Here is a 23,892-nt window from a genome sequence, read left to right as displayed (position 1 = left end):
GATTCTCCTAGATCATATCTTTATTTTTTATAAATTCTTCTAAGGTTGTTTCTTCTAGTATCTTAGTCATAGCACTATCTAATTTCCCCCAAATACATTTTCCTGAACAAGTTCCATCGCTACACACTGCTTTATGTTCCTCACTCTCGTTACAATCTATGACCTTTTCCTCTTCATCAAGTATTTTATAAAGCTGATGTAGAGTTATTTCTTTAGGTTCTTTTGCTAATTTGTAACCACCATTTGGTCCTCTTTTTCCCTCTATTATATTCTCGTTTTTTAATCTAAAAAGTATCTGTTCTAAATATTGAACAGAAACTCCTTGCTCATCAGATATCTCTTTTATTCTTATAAGCTTATTCTCACTACTTTTATCCGCTATATATACTAGCGCCTTCAGTCCATATCTTACTCTTGTACTTATTTTCATCCCTTATCCTGCTCCTTCGCTCTTTTAAAATGTTCGTAAGCTTTCTCTGTTACAACTCTTCCTCTATTTGTCCTTTTGATATATCCTATCTTTACTAAATATGGTTCATAAACCTCCTCTAGAGTTCTTCTATCTTCACCTAAAAGTAGTGATAACGTTTCTATTCCAACAGGTCCCCCACTATAGTTATCTATAACAGCATTTATTATATCTCTATCCAAATCATCAAGCCCCATTGAATCGATACCCAAGATATCTAGAGCTTTCATTGATATCTCCTTAGTTATCACTCCATTTGCTCTTATCTCACAATAATCTCTTACCCTTTTTAAAAGCCGGTTAGCTATTCTAGGTGTTCCACGACTTCTACTTGCAAGCTCTAATGCCCCATCTTTTTCTACTTTTACACCTAGAATCTTTCCCCCACGAAGTATAATCTGAGCTAGCTCATCCTCTGTATAGTATTCCATTCTATGTGTAACTCCAAATCTATCTCTAAGTGGCGAGCTCAAAAGTCCAGCTCTTGTAGTTGCACCTATTAAAGTAAAATTTGGTAATTCTATTCTTATTGAGCGAGCTGATGGGCCCTTTCCTATTATAATATCTAGTTCTTTATCTTCCATAGCTGGGTATAGTATCTCCTCAACTGTATTATTAAGCCTATGTATCTCATCTATAAATAGTATATCATTTTCTTCTAAAGATGTTAAGATAGCAGCTAAGTCCCCTGCTCTTTCAAGTACAGGACCAGATGTTATTTTCAGATTTGCTCCCATCTCATTAGCTATAACTCCAGCTAGAGTAGTCTTTCCAAGACCAGGTGGTCCATATAGAAGTATATGATCTACAGAACTCCCTCTTCTTTTAGCTGCCTCTATATAAATCGACATCTTATCCTTTAACGATTCCTGTCCTATATACTCTCTAAAACTTTTTGGCCTTAAACTCTTTTGTATCTCTATCTCATTTTCAAACTCTTCATTTGCAACTACTCTATCCACCTAACTTCTCCTTACATCATCATTCCAATGATAAATTGAATAAAACCTATAATTGCTCCCAATATAGCCCCAACTACCTCAATATGTTTAAATTCTTTTTTCGCCAAACTATATGTTACCTCTTCTAACTTTTCTAAAGAAAAAGAATCTACATTTTTCACAATAATTCCTTTAAAATCAACATTTTTTTCTAAGTAATTAGAGAACATAAATACTATATTTTCTCTCTTTTCTAAAATTGAGTTCTTTATTATTTTTTTTATTTTATCTAACATATCATTACTTAAAAACATAGCTAACATAGGAAAATTTTTTGTTATCTCACTCTGAAGTTTCTCCTCTAATATTCCATCGATAATCTCACTCATTTTTTCTTCAAGCTTACTTCCATCTAAAGATTTCAAAATCTCTTGTAAAGATACTAGTTCCGTTTGAATAACTTCAGCTATATTTTCTCCAATTTCATGTTTTCTTTTAGGAAGAAGACCTTGCAACTTAAATAAACCTAAATTTATCTCCTTATATGGTCTAAATAACATCTTTATTGCTACATAATTTGTTATCCAACCGATACCCGCTCCTATTCCAACTATTAGTAATAACTTAATAATTAACTCTGTATTCAATTCTCTACTCCTTACCCTTGCATTTATCATTTTAATTTTCTATCATTTTTTAGTACTTCAGTAAACTATTTTATCATAAAAATAATATTTTTTCAATTATATGTGAAAAAGAGGAAAAGTTATCTAACCATATATTGATTATAAAGTTTAGATAACAATTTTCCTCTTTAAGCATCCTTATATTCAGATAATAAATTATTTAGTTTCAGCTATAACTTTATTGATCTCAGCTATTACAACATCTGCATCTAAACCATGAGCAGAAATTCCTTCTCCTAAAGTTTCTCCAGATGCTATCATACATCCTACACATCCAAGTCCATATTTATTAAATACATCTCTAATTACTGGATAATTTTGAACTGCTACTAAAATATTTGTATCTCTTGTTACCATACCTTATCACTCCTACAAAATAAAATTATATTACACTATTATTATAATAAAATTTACTTTCTATGTCAACTTTTATTATATAATTATTTTCCAACTACATTTAGTAGGTCATGTACTCTTAGTATTCCTACTAATTTAGTGTCATCTATTACTGGTAATACAGTTATCTGGCTCGGTCTATTTTCCATAAGTTCTAAGGCATCTATTGCCATACTATTTGAATTTGTTCTTATAAAATTTCTTGTCATTATATCTTTAGCTTTAAAAGTAAAAAATTCTCCTTCTTTTGTTAAAGCCCTTCTAATATCTCCCTCTGTAATAATCCCTACCATTAGATCTCTATTCATAACACATACAGCACCAAGACTTTTATCTGTCATAGTAAGTATTACATTTTTTATTGGACTCTCTTTATCACAAATAGGTATTTCATCACCTTTTTTCATTATATCTCTTACTTTCATTAGAAGTCTTTTTCCTAGACTTCCACCCGGGTGATACAACGCAAAATTTTCTGCTCTAAAATCTCTTCTCTTTATAAGTATTGCTGCAAGAGCATCTCCCATAACTAAAGTAGCTGTTGCTGATGACATAGGAGCTAAATTAAGTGGACATCCTTCTCTACTTACTCCTATATTTAAAACATAGTCGGCTGCTTTTCCTAGTTTTGAATTTCTATTTCCTGTCATAGCTACAAGTTTGGCTCCTATCTTTTGAATAGATGGGAGAAGAGATACTATCTCATCACTATTTCCACTGTTAGATATAGCTAGTACCACATCATTTTGAGCTATCATTCCAAGATCTCCATGCAATCCTTCGGCAGAGTTCATAAATATAGCTGTTGTCCCTGTTGAGGCTAATGTTGCAGCAATCTTCTTACCAATAAGGCCAGATTTTCCTATACCTGTAACTACAACTTTTCCTTTCATTCCTAATATTAGTTCTACAACTTTTGTTATATCTCCATCTAAAGAGTTCTTTACTCTTCCTAATTCCTCTATCTCTGCTTCAAATACACTTCTTGCATAATCCACTTCATTAAATTCCATAACTATCCCCTATCTTTCTTTTACTAAATCATCTATTTTTATAGCTACTTTTAATATCTCCTCTAAATCATTTAAAAATAACATATTCGGTCCATCTGATTTAGCTTCATTTGGATTAGGATGTACCTCAGCAAATATAGCATCTACACCTATTGCAAGTCCTGCTCTCATAAGTGGGAATACATACTCTCTATCTCCAGATGTAGCTGTTCCTAGTCCTCCTGGCCTTTGTACAGCATGAGTCACATCAAATACTATTGGATATCCAAATTTTCTCATTTCCATAAAGCTTCTCATATCTACTACCATATTATTATATCCAAAAGTACTTCCTCTTTCACAAAGTAGTATATTTTGATTATTACTCTCTTCCATTTTAGTTACAACATTTTTCATATCCCAAGGAGCTAAAAATTGTCCTTTTTTAATATTTACTGGAAGCCCTGTTTCTGCTGCTGCTAAAAGTAAATCTGTCTGTCTACATAAAAAAGCTGGAATTTGTAAAATATCTACTACTTCTGCAGCTTTTTTACATTGCCAAGTTTCGTGTACATCAGTTATTACAGGTACATTATATTTTTCTTTAACTTTTTTTAAAATCTCCAATCCTTTTTCAAGCCCTGGTCCTCTAAAAGAGTGTATAGACGATCTGTTAGCCTTATCAAATGAAGCCTTAAAAATATATTGAATTCCAAGTCTATCACAGATATCTTTTATTTTTCCAGCTACCTCCATAACTAACTCTTCTGTTTCTATTACACAGGGCCCAGCTATTAAAGCAAATCTTTTATTTCCTCCAATTTCTACCTTATTTCCTACTTTTACAACTCTCACTTTATCTATCATTTTTCCCCCTTATCCTCTCATCTTTCTTTTGACTATCTCCCTTCTTGCTATCTCTCTATCATCAAAATGAATTTTTCTCCTTCCAAGTATCTGATAGGTTTCATGTCCTTTTCCAGCAATTAGAATTATGTCATTTTTCTTAGCTATCTTAATAGCTCTTACTATAGCATGCTCTCTATCCTCTTCTATAAGATAATTATCTCCATTCATTCCTCTTTTTACATCTTCAATTATAAGATGTGGATCTTCTGTTCTTGGATTATCAGATGTAAGTATTGCTATATCACTAAGTCTTTGAGCAATTTCCCCCATAATTGGTCTTTTAGTAGCATCTCTATCTCCACCACAACCAAATACAGTAATTACTCTAGCTTTTTTCAATTCATTTATACTTTTTAAAATATTCTCTAGAGCATCTCCAGTATGAGCATAATCTACTACAACAATATACTCCTGTCCACAGTTTACTAACTCAAATCTTCCTGGTGCCCCTTTTATATCTTTTAATCTTTCTAAAATTATATTTTTTTCTATCCCCAATTGAAGTGCTATTCCTATTACTCCTAAAACATTATACAAGTTGTATCTTCCTAATATAGCTAATTTCTCTTCAAACATCTCTCCCATAAGATTTAATCTTACAAGTTGGCCATCACTATGGAACTCTACTATCTCTCCTGTTAAATCTGCTGACTTAATTAAAGAATAAGAATATCCACCAAACTCTTTATAGAGCCTATCTCCATAGACATCATCTATATTGATAGAACTTTTTTGACTATCTTTTAACATTGTAAAAATTTTTCTTTTAGCTTGGAAATAATTATCCATATTCTCATGATAATCTAAGTGATCTAAAGTTAAATTAGTAAATGATGCAACATCAAATTCTAACATATCTACTCTTCCCAATGAAAGAGCATGAGAACTCACTTCCATAACTAAGTATTCCAATCCTTTTTCTACTGCTTTTTTACACATCTTTACTATATCTAAAGATTCCGGAGTAGTATTAGAAGCTTCTATTACTTCATCTCCTATTTTATATTCAACAGTTCCTATCCTAGCTACTTTTTCCTTCCCTAAAATAGATTCCAAAAGATAAGTAGAAGTAGTTTTTCCATTTGTTCCAGTAATACCTATTATCTTTAATTTTTTTTGAGGATAACTATAAAAATTAGAAGCTATCTTTCCTAAATTTTTTCTCAAGTCCTTAACTAAAATATATTCAACAGGAAATTCTAACTCTACTTTTTTTGATACTAATACTCCCTTAGCTCCATTTTCTATTGCTTGTTTAATATACTTATGCCCATCAGATATAGATCCTTCTAATGCTACAAATATATCTCCATCTTTTATTTTTCTTGAATCGTACTCCATTCCTTTAAATTCTATCTCAGTTTTTCCTTTTTGTAATATCTCATAATCTAGCCCAAGCAATAGTTCTTCCATTTTTCTCTCCTTTAATCTTCAATTTTCAATTGAATATTTTGTACCTTTTTTTTATACTCTTCCATTCCATCGTCTAAACTTTTTTGAAGATTATAATACTCACTATTTAATTTTTTTATTTCTTCCCAGTCTGGATTATCTTTTCTCATCTCATTTTGAGTTTCCAATCTTATCGTTATAAGTTTACTTTTTAACTCATTAAATCCTTCTAAAAATTCAGTTCTCATCTCCGTAACTTCCTCTTGCTGCTCAATAGTCAATGAGTCAATAAAAATAACCCCTTCATGTTTCAATAATTCTTCATCCCCAAAAATATTTAGTGTAGATATAAATATGAATATATACATATATAAATATCTCATCACTAACCTCCACTGTACTTTATTTTTACTACTCTTAATTATTATATTAAAACAGTGTGGCATATTTGTGTCCTATAGCTTTATCCTGTTTTATATATTTTCAATCTGCCAATTTATTTCATTTTCACCTATTTTTTTTAACAGTTCATTTATTTTTTTAAAATGACCACAACCAAAAAAACCTTTACTTGCTGAAAGTGGACTAGGATGTGGAGCTTCTAATATAAAATGTTGTCTTCCAGTTATATAATCTTTTTTCTTCCTAGCATTATTTCCCCATAACACAAAAATCACTGGTTCTATCCTATCATTTAAATGTTTTATAATATTATCGGTAAAAATTTCCCATCCAATTCCTGAATGAGAGTTAGCTTCTCCAGCTCTTACAGTGAGAGCAGTATTTAATAGAAGTACACCTTGCTTTGCCCACGGAACTAAATATCCATTATTTGGAATATATACTTCTAATTCATCCTTTAACTCTTTATACATATTAAGAAGTGAAGGAGGAGTTTTTATTCCAGGATTTACTGAAAATGCTAATCCATGAGCTTGACCAGGACCATGATAGGGGTCTTGTCCTAAAATTAATACTCTGGTATCTTTGTATGATGTAAATTTCAGAGCCGAAAATATATTTTCCATTTTAGGATAAATAACCTTTGTTCTATACTCATTTATCAAAAACTTCCTTAACTTTTGATAATACTCCTTAGCAAACTCTCCTTCTAATATCTCATCCCAATCATTTCCTAAGTTTACCATTTCCTTCTTCCCTCCAAAAATTATTCCGCTATCACCATACAATTTGGAAATCTTTTTCTTATGCCACAATTAGAACATCTAGTTCTACACTCTGGTGTAAGAGCAGCATTCCTAGCTTGTTCTAATTCTTTTTTTAAAAACTCTTTATCCACACTTATCTCTACTATATCCCAAGGTAACTTCTCATCTATATCTCTAGCTCTTAGGTACTCATCTTCTCCAAATTTTAAGTCATCTATAGCTTTTTTCCAAATATTAAAATTATCCTTATAGTCATCAAGTTTTGCTCCACTTTTCCAAGCTAGTTCTATAAGTTCTCCTGTTTTTTCATCTCCTCTTGAGAGAAAGCCTTCTAAATAAGACTTTTTCATATCATGGATTCTCAAACTACAACCTTTTTGTCCTTTAAAAAGCTCTCTTAAAAGTGTATGTTTTCTTTTCATCTCATCAAAATTCATCTGTTGTGCCCATTGAAAAGGTGTATGGGGTTTAGGTACAAAATTGGATACACTAACTGTTACATTAAGTCTTTTATTTATTGGTCTACATCTATCTACTACTTTCTTTGCTAAATCATATATCCCCTTCACATCTTCATCAGTCTCAAATGGAAGGCCTATCATAAAGTAAAATTTCAAACTTTCCCATCCATTTCTTACAGCAGCTTCAGCTGTTTCTAATACATCTTTTTCCTCTACCCCTTTATTGATAATATCTCTCATTCTTTGAGAGCCAGCTTCTGGTGCAAAAGTAAATCCAGTTCTTTTTCCTCCACTGATATCTTTAGCTACCTCAACAGAATGTGTATTCATTCTAAGTGATGGGAGTGAAACCCCCAAATTCCTATAATCATACTTACTTTTTACACCCTTAATGAGATCATCTATCCTTGTATAATCACTGCTACTTAAAGAAGATAATGATACCTCTGTATATCCTGTTTTTTTTATCATTCTCTCTATTAACTCCAAATTTTTTTCTAGGCTTCTCTCTCTAACCGGTCTATACACTATCCCTGCTTGACAAAATCTACATCCTCTTGAACAACCTCTTTGTATCTCTACAGTGGCTCTATCATGTACTATATTTATATATGGTACTATCTGATCCTCATAATATTCTGTATTATTTAAATCTGCAACTATTGCTCTTTTTATTCTTTTTTTCCCCTTATGAAGAACTGGAACATATACCCCATCTAAATGTTCTATAAGCTGTAACTTTTCCATTTTAGTTTTATCTTTATGAGCCACTAGGATTTTAGCAATCTCTACCATTACCTCTTCCCCATCACCTATAACTATAAAATCTAAAAATCTCTCCATAGGTACAGGATTCATCATACAAGTTCCACCAGCCATTATAAGCGGATCTCCTTCTTTTCTTTCCTCTCTTTTCACTGGTATCCCAGCTAAATCAAGAGCATTTAAAACATTTGGATAGCACATTTCATATGATAATGAAAAACCTACTACATCAAACTCCTTAAGAGGTGTCTTACTTTCTAATGAAAACATTGGTATATTGTTTTCTCTCATAAATCTTTCCATATCCTCCATTGGAGCAAATCCTCTCTCTAAAGAAAACCCTTCTACTCTATTCATAAGACTATACAATATTCTAATTCCAAGATTGGACATTCCTACTTCATATATATCTGGAAAAAATAAACACATTTTAGCTACTGAATTCTCCTTATGGATACTGTTGATCTCATTTCCTAAATACTGACCTGGTTTTTCAACTTTCAATAAATATTTATCTAAATTTACTCTCATTTTCTCCTCTTTCTCTAGAAACCCTTCTAACTTCTATATTTTAAACTTTTTAAGATTACTTAATATTCGCTTAGAATTTAAATTCTATTATCCTCAATATTTTTTATTTATCATCTAACTCTTGGAATCTTTGCATATAAATATCATCTATATAATGATGATGTAGCCTAGCTAATTCTGCCAATTCAAGATTTATCTCTTTTAATTTGTGATAAGAATCAATACTATGGTTATCTAAGCTTTTCTCTCCTATCCAAACTTTTTTTACTCTCCTATATAAAGAGGCGTGATATTTTCCACAATCATGAAGTAAAGCTAATTTTCTAAATATAGCTTCCTCTTTTAAAATACTATCTTCTATCACTAATTTGTATAGTCTATATGAATGTATTTTATCGTATTCACTCATCTGGTTAAAAATTTCAAATTCTTTATCTGAAAGCACTTCTTTTACCTCTATATCCCATTCTGTTCTATATTTTCCAAATAAAAAAGTGAGTCCTTGCTTTATTCTTTCTAACATATCTCTTTTACCACTATATCTCCATAAATTTTTTTAAGGGCTTTAATATTTTTTCCATTTTTTCCTATTAATTCTCCCTTTTTAGAATTTTTTATATAAAAAATATAAAGAGTTTTACCTAAATTCCTCTCTATCTTTTCTACCCCATCTATAACTATATCTTTTACTTCTTCAAGAATCATATCTTTTAACTCTTTGGTTAAAACTATCTTAGATAAAGTTAAATATCTCCCCTCAAGTGGCTCCTTCTTACCGATTAAAATATATCCCGACATGGTTCTTACTTGCTTTGGCATGAAAGAATTTCCTAAAAAATAAAGTTTATCTTTTCTATAACTTATCTCTACCTCTCTTATATGTTCTTTTAGCTCTAAACCCTTTTTATCTGTAAATTCACTCACGTCATATTTTCCAGATAATTCCATACAAAGCCTTTCAATCTCTTCTAAGCTATTTTTTATCCTTTTCCTAGGATATTCATATATATACTCTCTTTTAGATATTAACTCTGGAAACATTAAATTTGGGAATGTCTTTTTTATCATTGTTACTTTCAAACTATCATCTGATAAAGAGTTAAAACTTCTCTGTAAACCCTTCACATCTCCATCAAATTTACTACTCACATAGAGAATATTTTCAATAGCACTCACCTTTGCATCAGTTCTCCCACCTTGCTGTATTCCCTTTGCCCAAGTAAAATCTAACTTAGCCATTATCTCCTTAAATTTACCCTTAACAGTTTTTTTCCCACTCATTTCATCAAAAGAATGAAACTTTGTTCCATCATATTTTATATAGAACATATACCCCCATTTATTAATTTTCTCCATGCTTCTTATATTCATCTATTCTCCTAATTATAATACATTTTAGTTAATTTGTCATATTATACTATATTTTTCAATAAAAAAATAGTTAATAAATGGAGTTATAAAACTTTAAGCTAAATTTTTATTCTTTTTTTAAATAAAATTTATTCATAAATTCCATCTTTTCTCTTACAAATAATTTACCTGTAACCTCTCTAGAGATATAAACTACTACTATAAGCCCATCTCTTTCATTAGTACAATCAATAGCCTCTCTTATAACTTCATATTCTCTTCCATTTTTCTTATTAATCCAGATTGAGTTTTCCTTTATTTCCATAATTATTCTCCTTTTTAATTTCATTTGAATATAGTATATAACATTTTTATAAATATTTCTAAAAAATATTGATATATTAGATAAAAAACTGTATAATGTAAAAATGTTAATTTATTGCTATTGCAAGAAAAAATTTTAAAAGGAGATATAAAATGCACCCAATTGTAACAAATTTTTTACAAAAAGCTCTTGAGCTACTCCCAATGATTGTAACTAGAGGAATAATTGTTATTGTTCTATTCAGTTTTTGGCCAAAATTGACAGCCTTCATAATTAAAGGCTATAAGAAAGCTTTAAGAAAAAAGAGTGTTGATCCATTACTTGAAAGTTTTACAAGCTCAATGTTAAAAACTCTTTTATATGTAATTTTATTTTTCTTAATAGTAGGAATAGCAGGTGTTAAAGCTACATCTCTTGTAACTGTATTAGGTACGGCTGGATTAGCTGTAGGTTTAGCTTTACAGGGAAGTTTAGCAAACTTAGCTGGAGGTATGTTAATACTTTTTTTCAAACCTTTTACAAAAGATGAATATATAATAGCAAGTACTGGTGTTGAGGGGATAGTTAATAAAATACAAATTCTTTACACTATACTTACTACTCCGGATAATAAAGTTGTTATAGTACCTAATAGTCAGTTAGCTAATAATGCCATAACTAATGTTAGTAGAAATCCAGAAAGAAGATTAGATCTTGTATTTTCTGTATCATATGATACCCCTACTGAAAAAGTAAAAGAAATTTTAACAAAGATAGCTAACTCTCATCCAAATGTTTTAAAAGATAAACCTATCAATATTAGAATGAGCGTACAAAATGCTAGCTCTCTTGATTTTATATTTAGAGTATGGGTAAAAAAGGAAGACTATTGGGATTCTAAATTTGATTTTACAGAGATGGTAAAAGCTGAATTTGATGCTAATAATATAGAAATACCATATCAAAAAATTGATATTTATAAGAAATAAAAAAAAATTAAAAATTTCGTGTTTAATATCACATTATTTTATTGAAAAAACTCTATACAATTTCCAAAGTCTTATGCTATAATATCTGAAATCCAAACTATATTTTAATAACTAAGTTCGCAAATTAAGATTAATCTATATTTTTAAAAGGAGTTGCAAATGAATGGAAAAATAATTAAAGAAGCTATAACATTTGATGATGTCTTGCTAATACCAGCAAAATCAGAAGTGTTACCACATGAGGTAAGCTTAAAAACAAGACTTACAAAGGATATTACTCTTAATATTCCTATCCTCAGTGCTGCTATGGATACTGTTACGGAATCAGATTTAGCTATCGCTTTAGCTAGACAAGGTGGAATTGGATTTATTCATAAGAATATGAGTATTGAAGATCAAGCTGCTGAAGTTGATAGAGTTAAAAGAATAGAAAGTGGAATGATAAGAAATCCTGTTACGCTTAGTGCAAGTTGTACAGTTGGACAAGCTGAGGATTTAATGAAAAGGTATAAAATATCTGGCCTTCCTGTAGTTGAGGAGGATGGAAAACTTATAGGAATTGTTACAAATAGAGATATAAAATATCATAAAGATATGGCTCAACTTGTTGGTGAAATAATGACTAAAGATGAGCTCATTACAGCTCCAGTTGGAACAACTTTAGATGAAGCTAAAGAAATTCTTTTAGCTAATAGAATAGAAAAACTTCCTATTACTAATGAAAATGGATATTTAAAAGGTTTAATAACTATAAAAGATATAGATAATCTAGCTGAATATCCTAATGCTTGCAAAGATGCTCATGGGACTTTAAGAGTTGGAGCAGCTGTTGGAATTGGAGCTGATACTTTAGATAGAGTAGCAGCCCTTGTAAAAGCTGGTGTAGATATTATCACTGTTGATTCTGCGCATGGACACTCTATAGGAGTAATTAATAAAATAAAAGAGATTAGAGCAGCTTTTCCATCTTTAAATTTAATCGGAGGTAATATTGTCACTGCTGAGGCAGCACTAGATTTAATAGAAGCTGGTGTAGATGCTGTAAAAGTTGGTATAGGTCCTGGTTCAATTTGTACTACTAGAGTCGTTGCTGGAGTTGGAGTACCTCAGTTGACAGCTGTAAATGATGTTTTTCAAGTTTGTAAAGATAAAGGTATAGGAGTAATTGCTGACGGTGGAATCAAATTATCAGGAGATATAGTTAAAGCTTTAGCAGCAGGTGCTGATTGTGTGATGCTAGGAGGACTTTTAGCTGGGACTACAGAAGCTCCAGGTGAAGAGATTATACTTGAAGGAAAAAGATTTAAACTCTATGTTGGAATGGGATCAATAGCAGCAATGAAAAGAGGTTCTAAAGATAGATATTTCCAAAATGATGCTAAAAAATTAGTCCCTGAGGGAATAGAAGGTCGTATCTCTTATAAAGGAAATTTAAAAGATGTAGTTTTCCAACTATGTGGTGGAATCAGAGCAGGTATGGGATACTGTGGAACTCCTACAATAGAAGATCTTAAAAACAATGGAAGATTTATAAAAATAACTGGTGCTGGTTTAAAAGAGAGCCATCCTCATGATATAACTATCACTAAAGAAGCTCCTAACTATTCCAAGTAACAATTTGAGAACTATAAATATTTTTATAAAAAAGCTATTATAACATATTACACCCTTATCTCTAGAGTTCTGAGATTGAGGGTGTAATTTTTTTATAGCTAAATTAATAACTATTCTATATACTAAAATTATATAATTTAGAAAATTCTTTCTAAACAAAACTTTTAGTTTGCCATTTTTTATTTTTCCATCTTAAAAACATAGCTATTCCTCTAAACCATTCATCTGCAGCATTAGCTATCCAAATTCCAACAAGTCCCCATCCAAATTTCAATCCAAATATATATGAGAATGGAACTGCTACAATAAATATAAATACTATTCCCATAAACATAGGAAATTTTATATCTCCAGCAGCATGCAATGAGTTTATAATCACAATATTAAATACTCTTCCTACCTCTAACAGTATCATTAATGGAAAAACTTTTAAAGAAATATCTAAAATTTCAACATCTTTTGTAAAAATACTCATTATCTGACTTTTCATAATCCACACTAAAACTGTTACAAAAAACGCAAGTACTATTGAAAGCTTTAAACTTTTTAAACATTTTTCATAAGCTTCATCCATCTCTTTAGCTCCAACCAGTTGCCCTACTTGTATAGCTGTTCCATGACCTAGTGCTATTGAAAAAGTCATCACAAAGCTAGCTATTAACATTAAATATGTTCGTGAAGCTATCATAGTTGTTCCCATCGTATTTACCATGGCCATTATCATAAGCTGTCCCACATTCCAAGCTAAATTTTCACCAGCCGTTGGAATTCCAATGGATAATATATTTTTTATCACATGGAAAGGAAAAGGTTTTAAAAATTTTCTTCTGAACTTAAATCTACAATAGTGACTCATAACTAAAAATCCAACCACGCAACCTATTGCTCTTGAAACAACTGTAGATATCCCAACTCCTGTTGCTCCAAGTACTGGCATCCCAAACCATCCAAAAATAAACATTCCATTACCAAAAATATTTAAAAGATTTACGCCAATGTTCACAAAAAGCATTTGCTTTGGATTTCCATGACTTTTCATCACAGCTCCACAAGTAAGCGTTATAGCTTGAAATACACAAAGCCCTCCAACAAGCTTAAAATAACCTTTTCCTATATCTATAAGCTCTATTGGAAGTTTTATCTTCTCTAAAATAAATTCCCAAAATATAAAATAACTAGCACCCAATAAAAATCCAAGTATAAGATTTACTATTAAAGAAACTGTTATTACTTCCTGTACTTTTTTATTATTCTTCGCCCCTATAAATTGAGCACATAGAATACTAGTAGCTAGGTTTACAAATCCAAATATAACATTCTGAATATTTAATACCTGACTTATTCCCCCTACTGCCCCTACTGCCTTATCACTGTAGTGTCCTAACATAATAGTATCAATGTTCCCTACTATTGTTACGAGAAGCAACTCAAAAAATATAGGAATAGTTAAAGAAACTAAAGATTTTACTTTTATATTACCCATTTATCCTCCTCATATTAACATATCTCACATCCCTTTATTCTATAATTTTTTTCAAAAAAAATCTAGTAGATTTATATATTTATTTTAAATATTTCCAATATAAAAAAAGTATTGAAAATACATATTTTCTGACAAATATGATATAATACTAACATATATAATTTTAAAATATTAAAGGAGTTAAAAATGGAAGTAATAAGTAAGGATAAAGCTAAAGGAAAAGCTTTTTCTATAAATAAAAAAATAAAAAAGGCAAAGAGATTAAAAGAAGAGAAAAAATTTAGAAGACTTACTGAAAATAAAAGAAAAAATGCTGAAAATAGGAAAGAAAGAGCTATAGAGCGAGCTGAAGCTGAAAGAGCTTCAGAAGTTATACTAAAAGGATATTCTAAAGGAATGTTAATAATTTTAATAGAAGGAAAAGAAAAAAAAAGAGCTCCTCTATTTGATAGAAAAAAAATTACTAAGAAAAATATTAAAGATGAGATAGATAATTTTGAAATAAAACTCTACGGAAGTAACTGGAAAATATCTATATTAGAGGGATATGAAAATATCAAAGAACAATTAATTTGGGAAATTTCTGAATCATTATAATTTGAGGAGGATACTATGGAAAAACACCTTTTAAAAAATGGAAAAGAACTTACTATTAGATTAGTTAAAATTGAAGAAGTACAAGAATTTTTAAACTATATTAATCAATGTGGAAAAGAAACTGACTTTTTAGGTTTTGGAGAAGAAGGAATAGGATTGACTCTTGAAGATGAGGAGAAACAAATTAAAAATTCCACTGATAAAAACTTTATGCTAGTTGCTCTAGTTGATAATAAGATAGTAGGAAGTTGTAGTCTTAGAACTAATGAAAGTAGAATGAGATTAAAGCATATTGCTCTTTTGGGAATTACTATTTTAAAAGAATATTGGGGAATTGGAATAGGAAAAAATCTCTTAAATTCTGCTATTAAAAGAGGTAAAAAAACTGGTATAACACGTTTTGAATTAACAGTGAGAACAGATAATAAAAATGCTATAGCTCTATATAATAAACTAGGATTTGAAATAGAAGGTAGATTAAAAAATGCTATGTTTATTAAAGATAAATATTTTGATAATTATATAATGGGATTGGTAATATAATGAAATTAGAGAAAAATTTTTTCTTAGTTGATGGAATAACTCTGGCTAAAAATCTTCTAGGAAAAGTACTTGTTAGAAAAATAGATAATAAAATTTTAAAAGCTAGAATAGTAGAAACCGAAGCTTATATGGGGCCCTTAGATAAAGCAGCTCATTCTTATCAAAACCGTCGTACTAAAAGAACTGAGGCTATGTTTCTTGAAGGAGGACATATATATATCTATCTAATTTATGGGATGTATTACTGTTTTAATATCAGTGCTAATAAAAAAGATATTCCTGAAGCTGTTCTTATTAGGGCAGTTGAACCTCTAAAAAATATAGAGTATATGAAGCAATTAAGAAATATAAAAAAAGATAAAGATCTATCAAATGGTCCAGGAAAACTTGCAAAAGCATTGTCCATCGATAAAACTTTTAATACTCTCGATATAACTAAAAATAACTATATTTGGTTAGAAAATGATGACTATAGTATTAGTAGTATCACTCAAGCTAAAAGAATAGGTATAGATTATGCTGAGGAGTATAAAGATAAACTTTGGCGTTTTTATATTCCAGAAAGTAAATATGTTTCTGTAAAACTTTAGTCTATTAGATATCAAATAAAAAAAGAAGCCATTAGAACTTAAAAATTTACAATGACTTCTTTATTAAATTTTAATTTTATCTGCATATTTTTTATTTGATTCCCATATGAGAAGCAATAACTACTTTTTGAACTTCTGAAGTTCCTTCATAGATTTCAGTAACTTTGGCATCTCTCATCATTCTCTCTACTGGGAATCTTTTAGAATATCCATTTCCACCAAATAATTGAACTGCCTTAGTTGTAACTTCCATAGCTATTTCTGAAGCAAATAATTTTGCCATAGATGCCATATATCCGTAATCCTCTCCTAAATCTTTCATATTAGCAGCTCTATAAGTCATAAGTCTAGCAGCATCTATTTTTGTTTGTAAATCAGCTATTACAAATTGAGTATTTTGATGGTGTGATATAGGTTTACCAAGTTGTATTCTATTTTTTACATAATTTATTGCAGCATCTAAAGCTCCTTGTGCAAGTCCTACAGCTTGAGCTGCTACACCTATTCTTCCACCATTGAGTGTAGACATAGCTATTTTTAATCCCTCTCCTAAGCTTCCAAGTAAATTTTCTTCTGGAATAGCACAATTATCAAAGAAAAGTGCAGCCGTAGAAGAACCTCTTACTCCCATTTTATCTTCTGCTTCTCCAACAGAAAATCCCTTAGTTCCTTTTTCTATAATAAAAGCTGAAAGATCTCCTTTTTCTAAATCTGTTTTCGCAAATACAACAAAGATATCAGCTTCATGTGAATTAGTAATTAAAACTTTTTTTCCATTTAATATATATTTATCACCATCTTTTATTGCAGTCATTTTAGTTCCAGCTTCAGCTTCTGTCCAACCAAAAGCTCCTAACTTTTCCCCACTAGCTAGCTGAGTTAAATATTTATTTTTTTGCTCCTCATTACCATAAGTAGCTATTGGCCATGAACATAACGAAGTGTGTGCTGACATAATAACACCAGTAGAGGCACAAGCTTTTGATAACTCTTCAACAGCTGCTACATAAGTTAAGTTATCCATTTCAAGTCCACCATATTTTTTTTCAAAAGGTATTCCCATAATACCATTTTCTCCTAATAATTTAATAGTATTAACAGGGAATGATGCTTCTTTATCTATTTCAGCTGCAATAGGAGCAACCTCTTTTACACTTATCTCTCTCACTTTTGATAAAAATACTTCTTGTTCATTAGAAAATTTGAAATTCATAAAAGCCTCCTAAAAATATTTATTTTATTTCTTATTTATGTCTTGATTTTACCATAAAAAAATTATAAAATAAAATTATGTATTTTTATTAAAAGATAATAAAAAATTATAAATTTAAAAGAGAGGGGATATTAAATGTTAGATTTTAGAGTTGAAACATTTATAGAGTTATGTAGGACTAAAAATTATACAAAGACAGCTGAAAATTTACATATGACACAACCTGCAGTAAGTCAACATATAAAATATTTAGAAGAATTTTATGGATGTAAACTTTTTAATTACAATAAAAAAGTTTTATCTATAACAGAACAAGGAAAGGCACTGTATAACTATCTTTTAACAATGAGTTCAGATGCCAATAAGATTAAAGAGGAGATAAAAAACATAGATATGAGTAAAAAAAATCTATATTTTGGTGCTACCTTTACTATAGGAGAGTTTATTATCCCTAAAATTATCTCTGAGATTTCTACAAGATATCCTGAAATAAATATATCTTTTATTATAAGAGATACTAGTGAACTCTTAGAAGAATTGAAAAAAGGTAATATAGATTTTGCATTTATAGAAGGATTTTTTGAAAAAACTGAGTATGAAAATTATCTTTTTTCTAAAGAGCGATTTGTAGGAATATGTGCAGCAAATAATCCTATTGCTACTGAAATTACAAAATTTGATGATATCGTAAGAGAAAGAATTATTCTAAGAGAAAATGGATCTGGAACAAGAGATATATTTGAAAAAATATTATATGATAACAATTTATCATTAAATGATTTCGATAAGAAATATGAAATAGAAAATATAAATATAATAAAGGAGTTAGTAAAGGAAAATAAGGGGATATCCTTTATTTATGAAAGAGCAGTAGAAAAAGAAATTTTAATGAGAAAATTAGCAATTATTAATCTAGAGAATTTTTTTGAAGAAAGAGAGTTTAATTTTGTATTTTTAAAAAATAGTATCCATGAAGAAGAATATAAAAAGTGGTATAACTTCATGAAAGAGATCTATAAATTTTAAAAGGAGGAGAGATGGAATACAAAGTTTTGACAGCAGGGATTCTACTTTTTATCAGTTTGTTTTCAATTAGATTATCAAAAAAGGTACAAGTTCCATTGCTTATTATGTTCTTATTTATAGGAATACTAGCAGGTTCAGAGGGAATAGGTGGTATATATTTTGATGATGCAGAACTTACACAACAGATAGGAAATTTTGCATTACTATTTATTCTTTTTTCAAGTGCCTTAGAAACTAAGAAAAGTGATGCACTCTCATCCTTATACCCAAGTGGAATATTAGCAACACTAGGAGTATTTTTAACAACTCTTTTTGCAGCTTTTTTTGCTTTTATTCTTACAGATTTCACACCTAAAGAAGCTTTACTTTTTGGAGCAATAGTTTCATCAACAGATGCAGCTGCAGTTGTTTCTGTTTTAGGAGATTCAAATTTAAAGAAAAAAGTGAAAACAGTAATAGAAATAGAATCAGGAAGTAATGATCCTATGGCTTATGCTTTAATACTTTTTATAATCTCTATGTTTAAAACTGATGGTCCATCAATCTTAGGTGGAATTTTTTTTCTAATAAAGCAAATAGTTATAGGAGGAGCCTTAGGTGTAGTATTTGGAAAAATAACTCTACCTATTGGAAAGTTCTTGAAAATAGAAAGAGAAGAATTTTTAACAATACACCTAATAGCCTTTCTTTTTATATGTTTTTCTCTCACTTCAATATTAGGAGGAAATGGATTTTTAGCTATTTATCTTATGGGAATACTGATAGGGAACGAAAGATTTAGCTTTAAAATAAATAGTTTTAGGAATATGAGAGTACTATCTTGGCTCATGCAGATAATGATGTTCGTTTTATTAGGACTTCTAGTTTTTCCAAGTCAACTAGGTAAAGTTATGATAAGTGGAAGTATTTTGGCAATCTTAATTACTATAGTTTCAAGAACAGCAGTCGTATTTTTACTACTAGAAAAATTTAATTATAATTTAAAAGAAAAATTATTTATTTCATGGGCAGGATTAAAAGGAGCTGTCCCAATAATATTTTCAACGATGGCAATTACTGAGGGACTTAGAAAATCTCAATCGATGTTTAATATGGTATTTTATATAGTTGTATTTTCAGTTATTATTCAAGGAATGACTTTAAAACCTCTAGCTAAATTTTTTAATCTTTTTGAAAAAGAGAAGGATAATGGTCTTACTGAAATAAATTTAGAAGAACTAGAAGAACTATCCATTAAGAGATTATTTGTAGAAAAAGACTCTGAATATGTAAACAAAGCTATAAAAGAACTTACTTTACCTAAAAGTATGCATATTATCTCCATAAGAAGAGGAGATAAAGATATCATTCCTTCAGGAGATGTTGTATTAAAAGTAGGAGATAAGATTTTATTAAGTATTATCTAAACTTAAAGAAAATAATTTTTTAAATTTCTCAAAAAATATTTGATTTTTTCATCAAATATGATATAATTAATTTTGTAATATTTTTTTAAAATGATAAAAAAAAGAAAATAATTTTCAAGGGAGAGGACAATGAGTAAAAAATTAAGTTTAACTACAAAAATTTTTATAGCTTTAATATTAGGAGTAATTACAGGATTAGTTTTACATCCATTAAAAGATAATCCATTTGTAAGTAAATATTTACTTAATTTTGTTTTCAATCTTTTAGGTAATGGATTTGTAAGAGCTATAAGAATGGTAGTAGTACCTTTAGTTTTATGCTCTTTAGTCATAGGTGCAGCCGGTATAGAAGATGTTACTAAATTAGGAAGAATAGGAATAAAAACCTTAGTATTCTATCTTTCTACAACTGCTTTTGCTGTTATTTTAGCTTTAGTTGGAGGAAATATAATAAATCCTGGTAAAGGTGTTAGAATAGGTGATATTGCTGTATCTGAGGTAACTGTTTCTGAAACTAAGCCCTTTGTTGATATATTACTTGAGATGATCCCAATAAATCCTGCAGAAGCTATGGCAACTGGAAATATGTTACAAATTATAGTTTTTGCTATCCTTGTGGGAATTTCACTCTCTCTTTTAGGAGATAAAGCTAGTAACATAAAAAAAGTATTTGAAGAGGGAAATTCTTTAAGTTTAAAATTAGTAGAAATAATAATGATATTTGCACCATTTGGAGTTTATGGATTGATAGCTAAGACATTTACAACATTAGGATATGTAGCACTATTACCTCTATTTAAATATTTTATAGGTGTTGTAATAATACTATTTATTCATTGCTTAGTTACATATCAAGGAATTCTAGTATTATTTGGAAAATATAACCCTATAAAATTCTTTAAAAATTTTGCTCCTACTATGATGGTTGGTTTCTCTACTGCTTCAAGTAGTGCTTGTCTTCCATCATCTTTAAAATCAATGCAAGAGACATTTGGGGTATCAAAAGCAATTTCATCATTTACTATCCCATTAGGAAATACAATAAATATGGATGGTACAGCAGTAATGCAAGGAGTTGCAACAATATTTATAGCACAGATATATGGAGTAGATTTAACAATGGGAAATTATATTACAATAATACTTACAGCAACTTTAGCTTCAATAGGAACTGCAGGTGTTCCTGGAGTTGGAGTTATAATGCTAGGAATGGTATTAGTACAAGTAGGTCTTCCACTTGAAGGAATAGGACTAGTAATGGGAATAGATAGATTTGTTGATATGTTTAGAACAATGATAAATATCACTGGAGATGCAGTTTGTACTTTAGTCATTGCTAAAACAGAGGGAGAACAACTAAAAGAAGCTATATAAAATCTTTAAAGAAATGTTGGTAGAATATGCCAGCATTTTTTTTATAAAAAATACTTGACTTAGAGTATACTCTAAATGTTATTGTAGAAGAAAGAGAATAAAAGGAGAGGTTAATATGACAATAGCAGAAGTAAGTAAAAAGCTTGAGTTAAGTGCAGATACTTTAAGATATTATGAGAGAATAGGACTTATTCCACCAGTACCAAGAAATAAAAGTGGAATAAGAGATTATGATGAAAACTCTATTGGATGGATAAATTTTATAAAATGTATGAGGAAAGCTGGACTTCCAATAGAGGTTTTAATAGAATATGTAACTTTATATCAATTAGGAGATTCTACTAAAGAGTCAAGAAAAAATTTACTTATTGAGCAAAGAGAAGAGTTGGTAAGTAAAATAGAGGAGTTAAAAGAGACTTTAGAATATTTAAATAAAAAAATAGAGAGAGTTTATACAATAGATATAGAAAAAAGTATAAAGGAGGAAAAAGATTGTTTAGAATAATCCCTATTATATTATTAGGAATAATGACAATGTATTTTTATACAGTGTTATTGAGAATAAATAGTTGGGGAGAATTTAATTTTAGTAAATTAGTAGTAATTATAATTTTATTATTAATAATGATTCCAGGAATAAATATTTTTGGAATGTGGTTTTTAATACTACTTCATCTTTTTGAAATAGGAATAGTAATAGAAATTTTAAATTTAATATTAAAAAAATAGATTTAAAAGGTTGGAGTTTTCTCTATAATAGTTTTTCTTTACCAATTTTATTAACTTTCTTATTATTTTGTTATGGATATTATAATATCAATAATATAAAGAGAGTAGAGTATAATATATTTACAGAAAAAAATATTTCAGAAAAAGGATATAAAATAGGATTTATAAGTGATATACACTATGGGAACTCTTTAAATATGGAAAAATTAGAAAAAGTTGTAGAGAAATTAAATAAAGAAAATTTAGATTTTTTAATATTAGGTGGAGATATAGTAGATGAAGGAACTACTCTACAAGGAGTAAAAGAGGTATTTAAAATTTTAGGGAAGATAAAAAATAGATATGGACTGTATTTTATATATGGAAATCACGATATGTCTAGATATACTAAAAAACCTAATTATACTTTAAAGGAGTTAAAAGAAGCAATAGAAAAGGAAAATATTTATATATTAGAAGATAAAGGTATTGATATTAATAAAGATATTAATCTTGTAGGAAGAAAGGATAGAATATTTAAAAATAAAAAAGATAGTGAAGAGCTTATAAAAGAAGTGGATAAAAATAAATATATAATAGTAGCAAGTCATCAACCTACAGATTTAGAAAAAAATAGTAAATTAGGATATAATCTTCAAATATCTGGGCATACTCACAATGGACAGATTTTTCCTTTTAATCTATTAATAAAATTTTTTAATTTAGCAGAGTTAATTTATGGACAAAAGGAGTTTGAGAATTTTAATGTAATAGTAACATCTGGATTGAGTGGTTGGGGTTATCCTATTAGAACAGCAGGAAATTCAGAGTATGTTATTATAAATATTTTGAGAAAGGAAGGAGAAATATGAATAAAAAAGTTTTAGTAATATCAACTACTCTTAGAAAGAAAGGAAATTCGGATATTTTAGCTGACTATTTTTTAAAGGGAGCAGAGGAAAGCCAAAATATTGTGGAGAAAGTATCTTTAGTAAATAAAAAAATAGAATTTTGTAAAGGTTGTTTAAGTTGTCAAAATACAGGAAAATGTATAATAAAAGATGATGCTAATGAGATTATAGAAAAAATAAAAAATTCTGATGTAGTAGTTTTTTCCACTCCAATATATTTTTATGAGATGGCAGGACAGATGAAGACTCTATTAGATAGAACAAATCCTCTATTTCCAAGTGAATACCAATTTAAAGATATCTATCTTTTAGCAACTGCAGCAGATACAGATGAAAGAGCTATCGATAGAGCAATAATGGGATTGGAAGGTTGGATTGAATGTTTTGAAAATAGCAGATTAAAAGGAGTAGTAAGAGGTGTTGGAGCTGATGTAGTAGGCTCTATAAAGAGATATGAAGAAAAGTTAAGAGAGGCTTATGAACTTGGAAAAAATGTTTAGAAAAATTTATATAATTTTATTTTTAAGTTTTCATTTTATATGTAAAGCTGTTAATATAGAGGAAAGTAATATGAGAATTATAGAAGTTATTATAAAAAATGAACATTACAAAGTAGAGTTAGAAGATAATAAAAGTGCTGATATATTTTTAGAAAGATTACCTTTAAAAATTAAAGTAAAGGAATTAAATGGAAATGAAAAATATGGAATAATCTCTAAAAAAATTCCCAGTGATAGAAGTTATAGTGGAAATATAGAAGTTGGAGATTTAATGTTATATGGCGATGATTGTATAGTGCTATTTTATAAAAGTTTTTATACTTCATATAGTTATACAAAACTAGGAAGGATAGTTGAAAAAGATAGATTACAAAAAAATATTAGTGAAACTGACCATAATCTAGAAATAATTTTTACAAAATATATAAAAAATTAAAGATATTTTTCAAGAGATAAAAGAGAGTATAGTTTGGATTACTATACTTCTCTTTTTATTTTTTTTATAAATAATTTGACAAACAAAATAAAAGATAGTATAATTGTGTTAGATTAGAAGTTTAGAGGAGGTTAATT

At 29.1% G+C, this 23,892-nt stretch carries 28 protein-coding genes; 13 read left to right on the top strand and 15 right to left on the bottom strand.

What is annotated here, in order from left to right; all coding sequences use genetic code 11:
* Positions 1-7: 7 nt before the first annotated feature.
* The 13 genes from DYA59_RS01485 to DYA59_RS01425 all read right to left on the bottom strand — a co-directional run bounded on the left by DYA59_RS01485 (position 8) and on the right by DYA59_RS01425 (position 10,386).
* Entirely contained in the window at positions 8-430 is a 423-nt protein-coding gene (locus DYA59_RS01485) for an RrF2 family transcriptional regulator (RefSeq protein WP_115268680.1), read from the bottom strand.
* Complete coding sequence (ruvB, locus tag DYA59_RS01480) at positions 427-1,431, bottom strand: Holliday junction branch migration DNA helicase RuvB (RefSeq protein WP_115268678.1); 1,005 nt, start codon at positions 1,429-1,431, stop codon at positions 427-429. The genes DYA59_RS01485 and ruvB overlap by 4 nt, the downstream gene beginning before the upstream one ends.
* Positions 1,432-1,442: 11 nt before the next feature.
* Positions 1,443-2,087: a DUF445 domain-containing protein gene (locus DYA59_RS01475; protein WP_115268676.1), complete on the bottom strand. Its 645-nt coding sequence runs from the start codon at positions 2,085-2,087 to the stop codon at positions 1,443-1,445.
* Positions 2,088-2,252: 165 nt separating this feature from the next.
* Positions 2,253-2,453: a DUF1858 domain-containing protein gene (locus DYA59_RS01470; RefSeq protein WP_115268674.1), complete on the bottom strand. Its 201-nt coding sequence runs from the start codon at positions 2,451-2,453 to the stop codon at positions 2,253-2,255.
* A gap of 83 nt (positions 2,454-2,536) precedes the next feature.
* Positions 2,537-3,505, bottom strand: coding sequence for a KpsF/GutQ family sugar-phosphate isomerase (locus DYA59_RS01465; protein WP_115268672.1), 969 nt, complete (start codon positions 3,503-3,505; stop codon positions 2,537-2,539).
* 9 nt (positions 3,506-3,514) lie between these two features.
* Positions 3,515-4,351 carry a 3-deoxy-8-phosphooctulonate synthase gene (kdsA, locus tag DYA59_RS01460; RefSeq protein WP_115268670.1) on the bottom strand — a complete coding sequence of 279 codons (837 nt, stop codon included), beginning with the start codon at positions 4,349-4,351 and terminating at the stop codon, positions 3,515-3,517.
* Between the two features lie 9 nt (positions 4,352-4,360).
* Positions 4,361-5,806 carry a UDP-N-acetylmuramoyl-L-alanyl-D-glutamate--2,6-diaminopimelate ligase gene (locus DYA59_RS01455; protein ID WP_115268668.1) on the bottom strand — a complete coding sequence of 482 codons (1,446 nt, stop codon included), beginning with the start codon at positions 5,804-5,806 and terminating at the stop codon, positions 4,361-4,363.
* 11 nt (positions 5,807-5,817) lie between these two features.
* Entirely contained in the window at positions 5,818-6,168 is a 351-nt protein-coding gene (locus DYA59_RS01450) for a hypothetical protein (RefSeq protein WP_115268666.1), read from the bottom strand.
* Between the two features lie 90 nt (positions 6,169-6,258).
* Positions 6,259-6,933, bottom strand: coding sequence for a uracil-DNA glycosylase (locus tag DYA59_RS01445; RefSeq protein ID WP_115268664.1), 675 nt, complete (start codon positions 6,931-6,933; stop codon positions 6,259-6,261).
* Positions 6,934-6,953: 20 nt separating this feature from the next.
* Positions 6,954-8,711 carry a TIGR03960 family B12-binding radical SAM protein gene (locus DYA59_RS01440; protein ID WP_115268662.1) on the bottom strand — a complete coding sequence of 586 codons (1,758 nt, stop codon included), beginning with the start codon at positions 8,709-8,711 and terminating at the stop codon, positions 6,954-6,956.
* A gap of 103 nt (positions 8,712-8,814) precedes the next feature.
* Positions 8,815-9,234 carry an HD domain-containing protein gene (locus DYA59_RS01435; protein WP_115268660.1) on the bottom strand — a complete coding sequence of 140 codons (420 nt, stop codon included), beginning with the start codon at positions 9,232-9,234 and terminating at the stop codon, positions 8,815-8,817.
* A complete protein-coding gene (locus tag DYA59_RS01430; protein ID WP_115268658.1) occupies positions 9,228-10,082 on the bottom strand; it encodes a KH domain-containing protein in 855 nt (284 codons plus the stop codon). The genes DYA59_RS01435 and DYA59_RS01430 overlap by 7 nt, the downstream gene beginning before the upstream one ends.
* A gap of 106 nt (positions 10,083-10,188) precedes the next feature.
* The gene (locus DYA59_RS01425) at positions 10,189-10,386 is read right to left on the bottom strand and encodes a hypothetical protein (protein ID WP_115268656.1); all 198 of its coding nucleotides are present in this window, start codon (positions 10,384-10,386) and stop codon (positions 10,189-10,191) included.
* A 152-nt stretch (positions 10,387-10,538) separates the two neighbouring features.
* Between DYA59_RS01425 and DYA59_RS01420 the strand changes: the two genes are divergently transcribed.
* Positions 10,539-11,354 carry a mechanosensitive ion channel family protein gene (locus DYA59_RS01420; RefSeq protein ID WP_115268654.1) on the top strand — a complete coding sequence of 272 codons (816 nt, stop codon included), beginning with the start codon at positions 10,539-10,541 and terminating at the stop codon, positions 11,352-11,354.
* Positions 11,355-11,513: 159 nt separating this feature from the next.
* Complete coding sequence (gene guaB, locus DYA59_RS01415) at positions 11,514-12,968, top strand: IMP dehydrogenase (protein ID WP_115268652.1); 1,455 nt, start codon at positions 11,514-11,516, stop codon at positions 12,966-12,968.
* 151 nt (positions 12,969-13,119) lie between these two features.
* Here the strand turns inward: guaB and DYA59_RS01410 are convergent, their stop codons facing one another.
* Positions 13,120-14,451, bottom strand: coding sequence for an MATE family efflux transporter (locus DYA59_RS01410; RefSeq protein WP_115268650.1), 1,332 nt, complete (start codon positions 14,449-14,451; stop codon positions 13,120-13,122).
* Between the two features lie 186 nt (positions 14,452-14,637).
* Here DYA59_RS01410 and DYA59_RS01405 point away from each other — a divergent pair, with 186 nt between their 5' ends.
* Genes DYA59_RS01405 through DYA59_RS01395 form a run of 3 tightly spaced genes read left to right on the top strand, consistent with a single transcriptional unit; the run spans position 14,638 to position 16,181 of the window.
* Entirely contained in the window at positions 14,638-15,048 is a 411-nt protein-coding gene (locus DYA59_RS01405; RefSeq protein WP_115268648.1) for a hypothetical protein, read from the top strand.
* Positions 15,049-15,063: 15 nt separating this feature from the next.
* Positions 15,064-15,591, top strand: coding sequence for a GNAT family N-acetyltransferase (locus DYA59_RS01400; protein WP_115268646.1), 528 nt, complete (start codon positions 15,064-15,066; stop codon positions 15,589-15,591).
* Positions 15,591-16,181 (top strand): DNA-3-methyladenine glycosylase, encoded by a 591-nt coding sequence (locus DYA59_RS01395; RefSeq protein WP_115268644.1) that lies wholly within the window; start codon positions 15,591-15,593, stop codon positions 16,179-16,181. The genes DYA59_RS01400 and DYA59_RS01395 overlap by 1 nt, the downstream gene beginning before the upstream one ends.
* Positions 16,182-16,272: 91 nt before the next feature.
* Here the strand turns inward: DYA59_RS01395 and DYA59_RS01390 are convergent, their stop codons facing one another.
* Positions 16,273-17,394, bottom strand: a complete 1,122-nt coding sequence (locus DYA59_RS01390; protein WP_115268642.1) for an acyl-CoA dehydrogenase family protein — start codon at positions 17,392-17,394, stop codon at positions 16,273-16,275.
* Positions 17,395-17,529: 135 nt separating this feature from the next.
* Between DYA59_RS01390 and DYA59_RS01385 the strand changes: the two genes are divergently transcribed.
* The 8 genes from DYA59_RS01385 (at position 17,530) to DYA59_RS01350 (ending at position 23,755) form a co-directional block, all read left to right on the top strand.
* Positions 17,530-18,420: a LysR family transcriptional regulator gene (locus tag DYA59_RS01385; RefSeq protein WP_115268640.1), complete on the top strand. Its 891-nt coding sequence runs from the start codon at positions 17,530-17,532 to the stop codon at positions 18,418-18,420.
* A gap of 11 nt (positions 18,421-18,431) precedes the next feature.
* Complete coding sequence (locus DYA59_RS01380) at positions 18,432-19,826, top strand: potassium/proton antiporter (RefSeq protein WP_115268638.1); 1,395 nt, start codon at positions 18,432-18,434, stop codon at positions 19,824-19,826.
* Positions 19,827-19,955: 129 nt separating this feature from the next.
* The gene (locus DYA59_RS01375) at positions 19,956-21,200 is read left to right on the top strand and encodes a dicarboxylate/amino acid:cation symporter (RefSeq protein WP_115268636.1); all 1,245 of its coding nucleotides are present in this window, start codon (positions 19,956-19,958) and stop codon (positions 21,198-21,200) included.
* Positions 21,201-21,315: 115 nt separating this feature from the next.
* Positions 21,316-21,705: a MerR family transcriptional regulator gene (locus tag DYA59_RS01370; RefSeq protein WP_115268634.1), complete on the top strand. Its 390-nt coding sequence runs from the start codon at positions 21,316-21,318 to the stop codon at positions 21,703-21,705.
* The gene (locus DYA59_RS01365) at positions 21,693-21,929 is read left to right on the top strand and encodes a hypothetical protein (RefSeq protein ID WP_115268632.1); all 237 of its coding nucleotides are present in this window, start codon (positions 21,693-21,695) and stop codon (positions 21,927-21,929) included. Before DYA59_RS01370 ends, DYA59_RS01365 begins: the two co-directional genes overlap by 13 nt.
* Positions 21,917-22,780: a metallophosphoesterase gene (locus DYA59_RS01360; RefSeq protein ID WP_342767464.1), complete on the top strand. Its 864-nt coding sequence runs from the start codon at positions 21,917-21,919 to the stop codon at positions 22,778-22,780. Before DYA59_RS01365 ends, DYA59_RS01360 begins: the two co-directional genes overlap by 13 nt.
* Positions 22,777-23,319: a flavodoxin family protein gene (locus tag DYA59_RS01355; protein WP_115268628.1), complete on the top strand. Its 543-nt coding sequence runs from the start codon at positions 22,777-22,779 to the stop codon at positions 23,317-23,319. Before DYA59_RS01360 ends, DYA59_RS01355 begins: the two co-directional genes overlap by 4 nt.
* Positions 23,297-23,755 (top strand): cyclophilin-like fold protein, encoded by a 459-nt coding sequence (locus DYA59_RS01350; RefSeq protein WP_115268626.1) that lies wholly within the window; start codon positions 23,297-23,299, stop codon positions 23,753-23,755. The genes DYA59_RS01355 and DYA59_RS01350 overlap by 23 nt, the downstream gene beginning before the upstream one ends.
* The last annotated feature ends 137 nt before the right edge of the window (positions 23,756-23,892 follow it).

It is taken from the genome of Fusobacterium necrogenes (assembly GCF_900450765.1).
Taxonomy (GTDB): domain Bacteria; phylum Fusobacteriota; class Fusobacteriia; order Fusobacteriales; family Fusobacteriaceae; genus Fusobacterium_A; species Fusobacterium_A necrogenes.
This window is presented reverse-complemented; position numbering and strand designations above follow the sequence as displayed.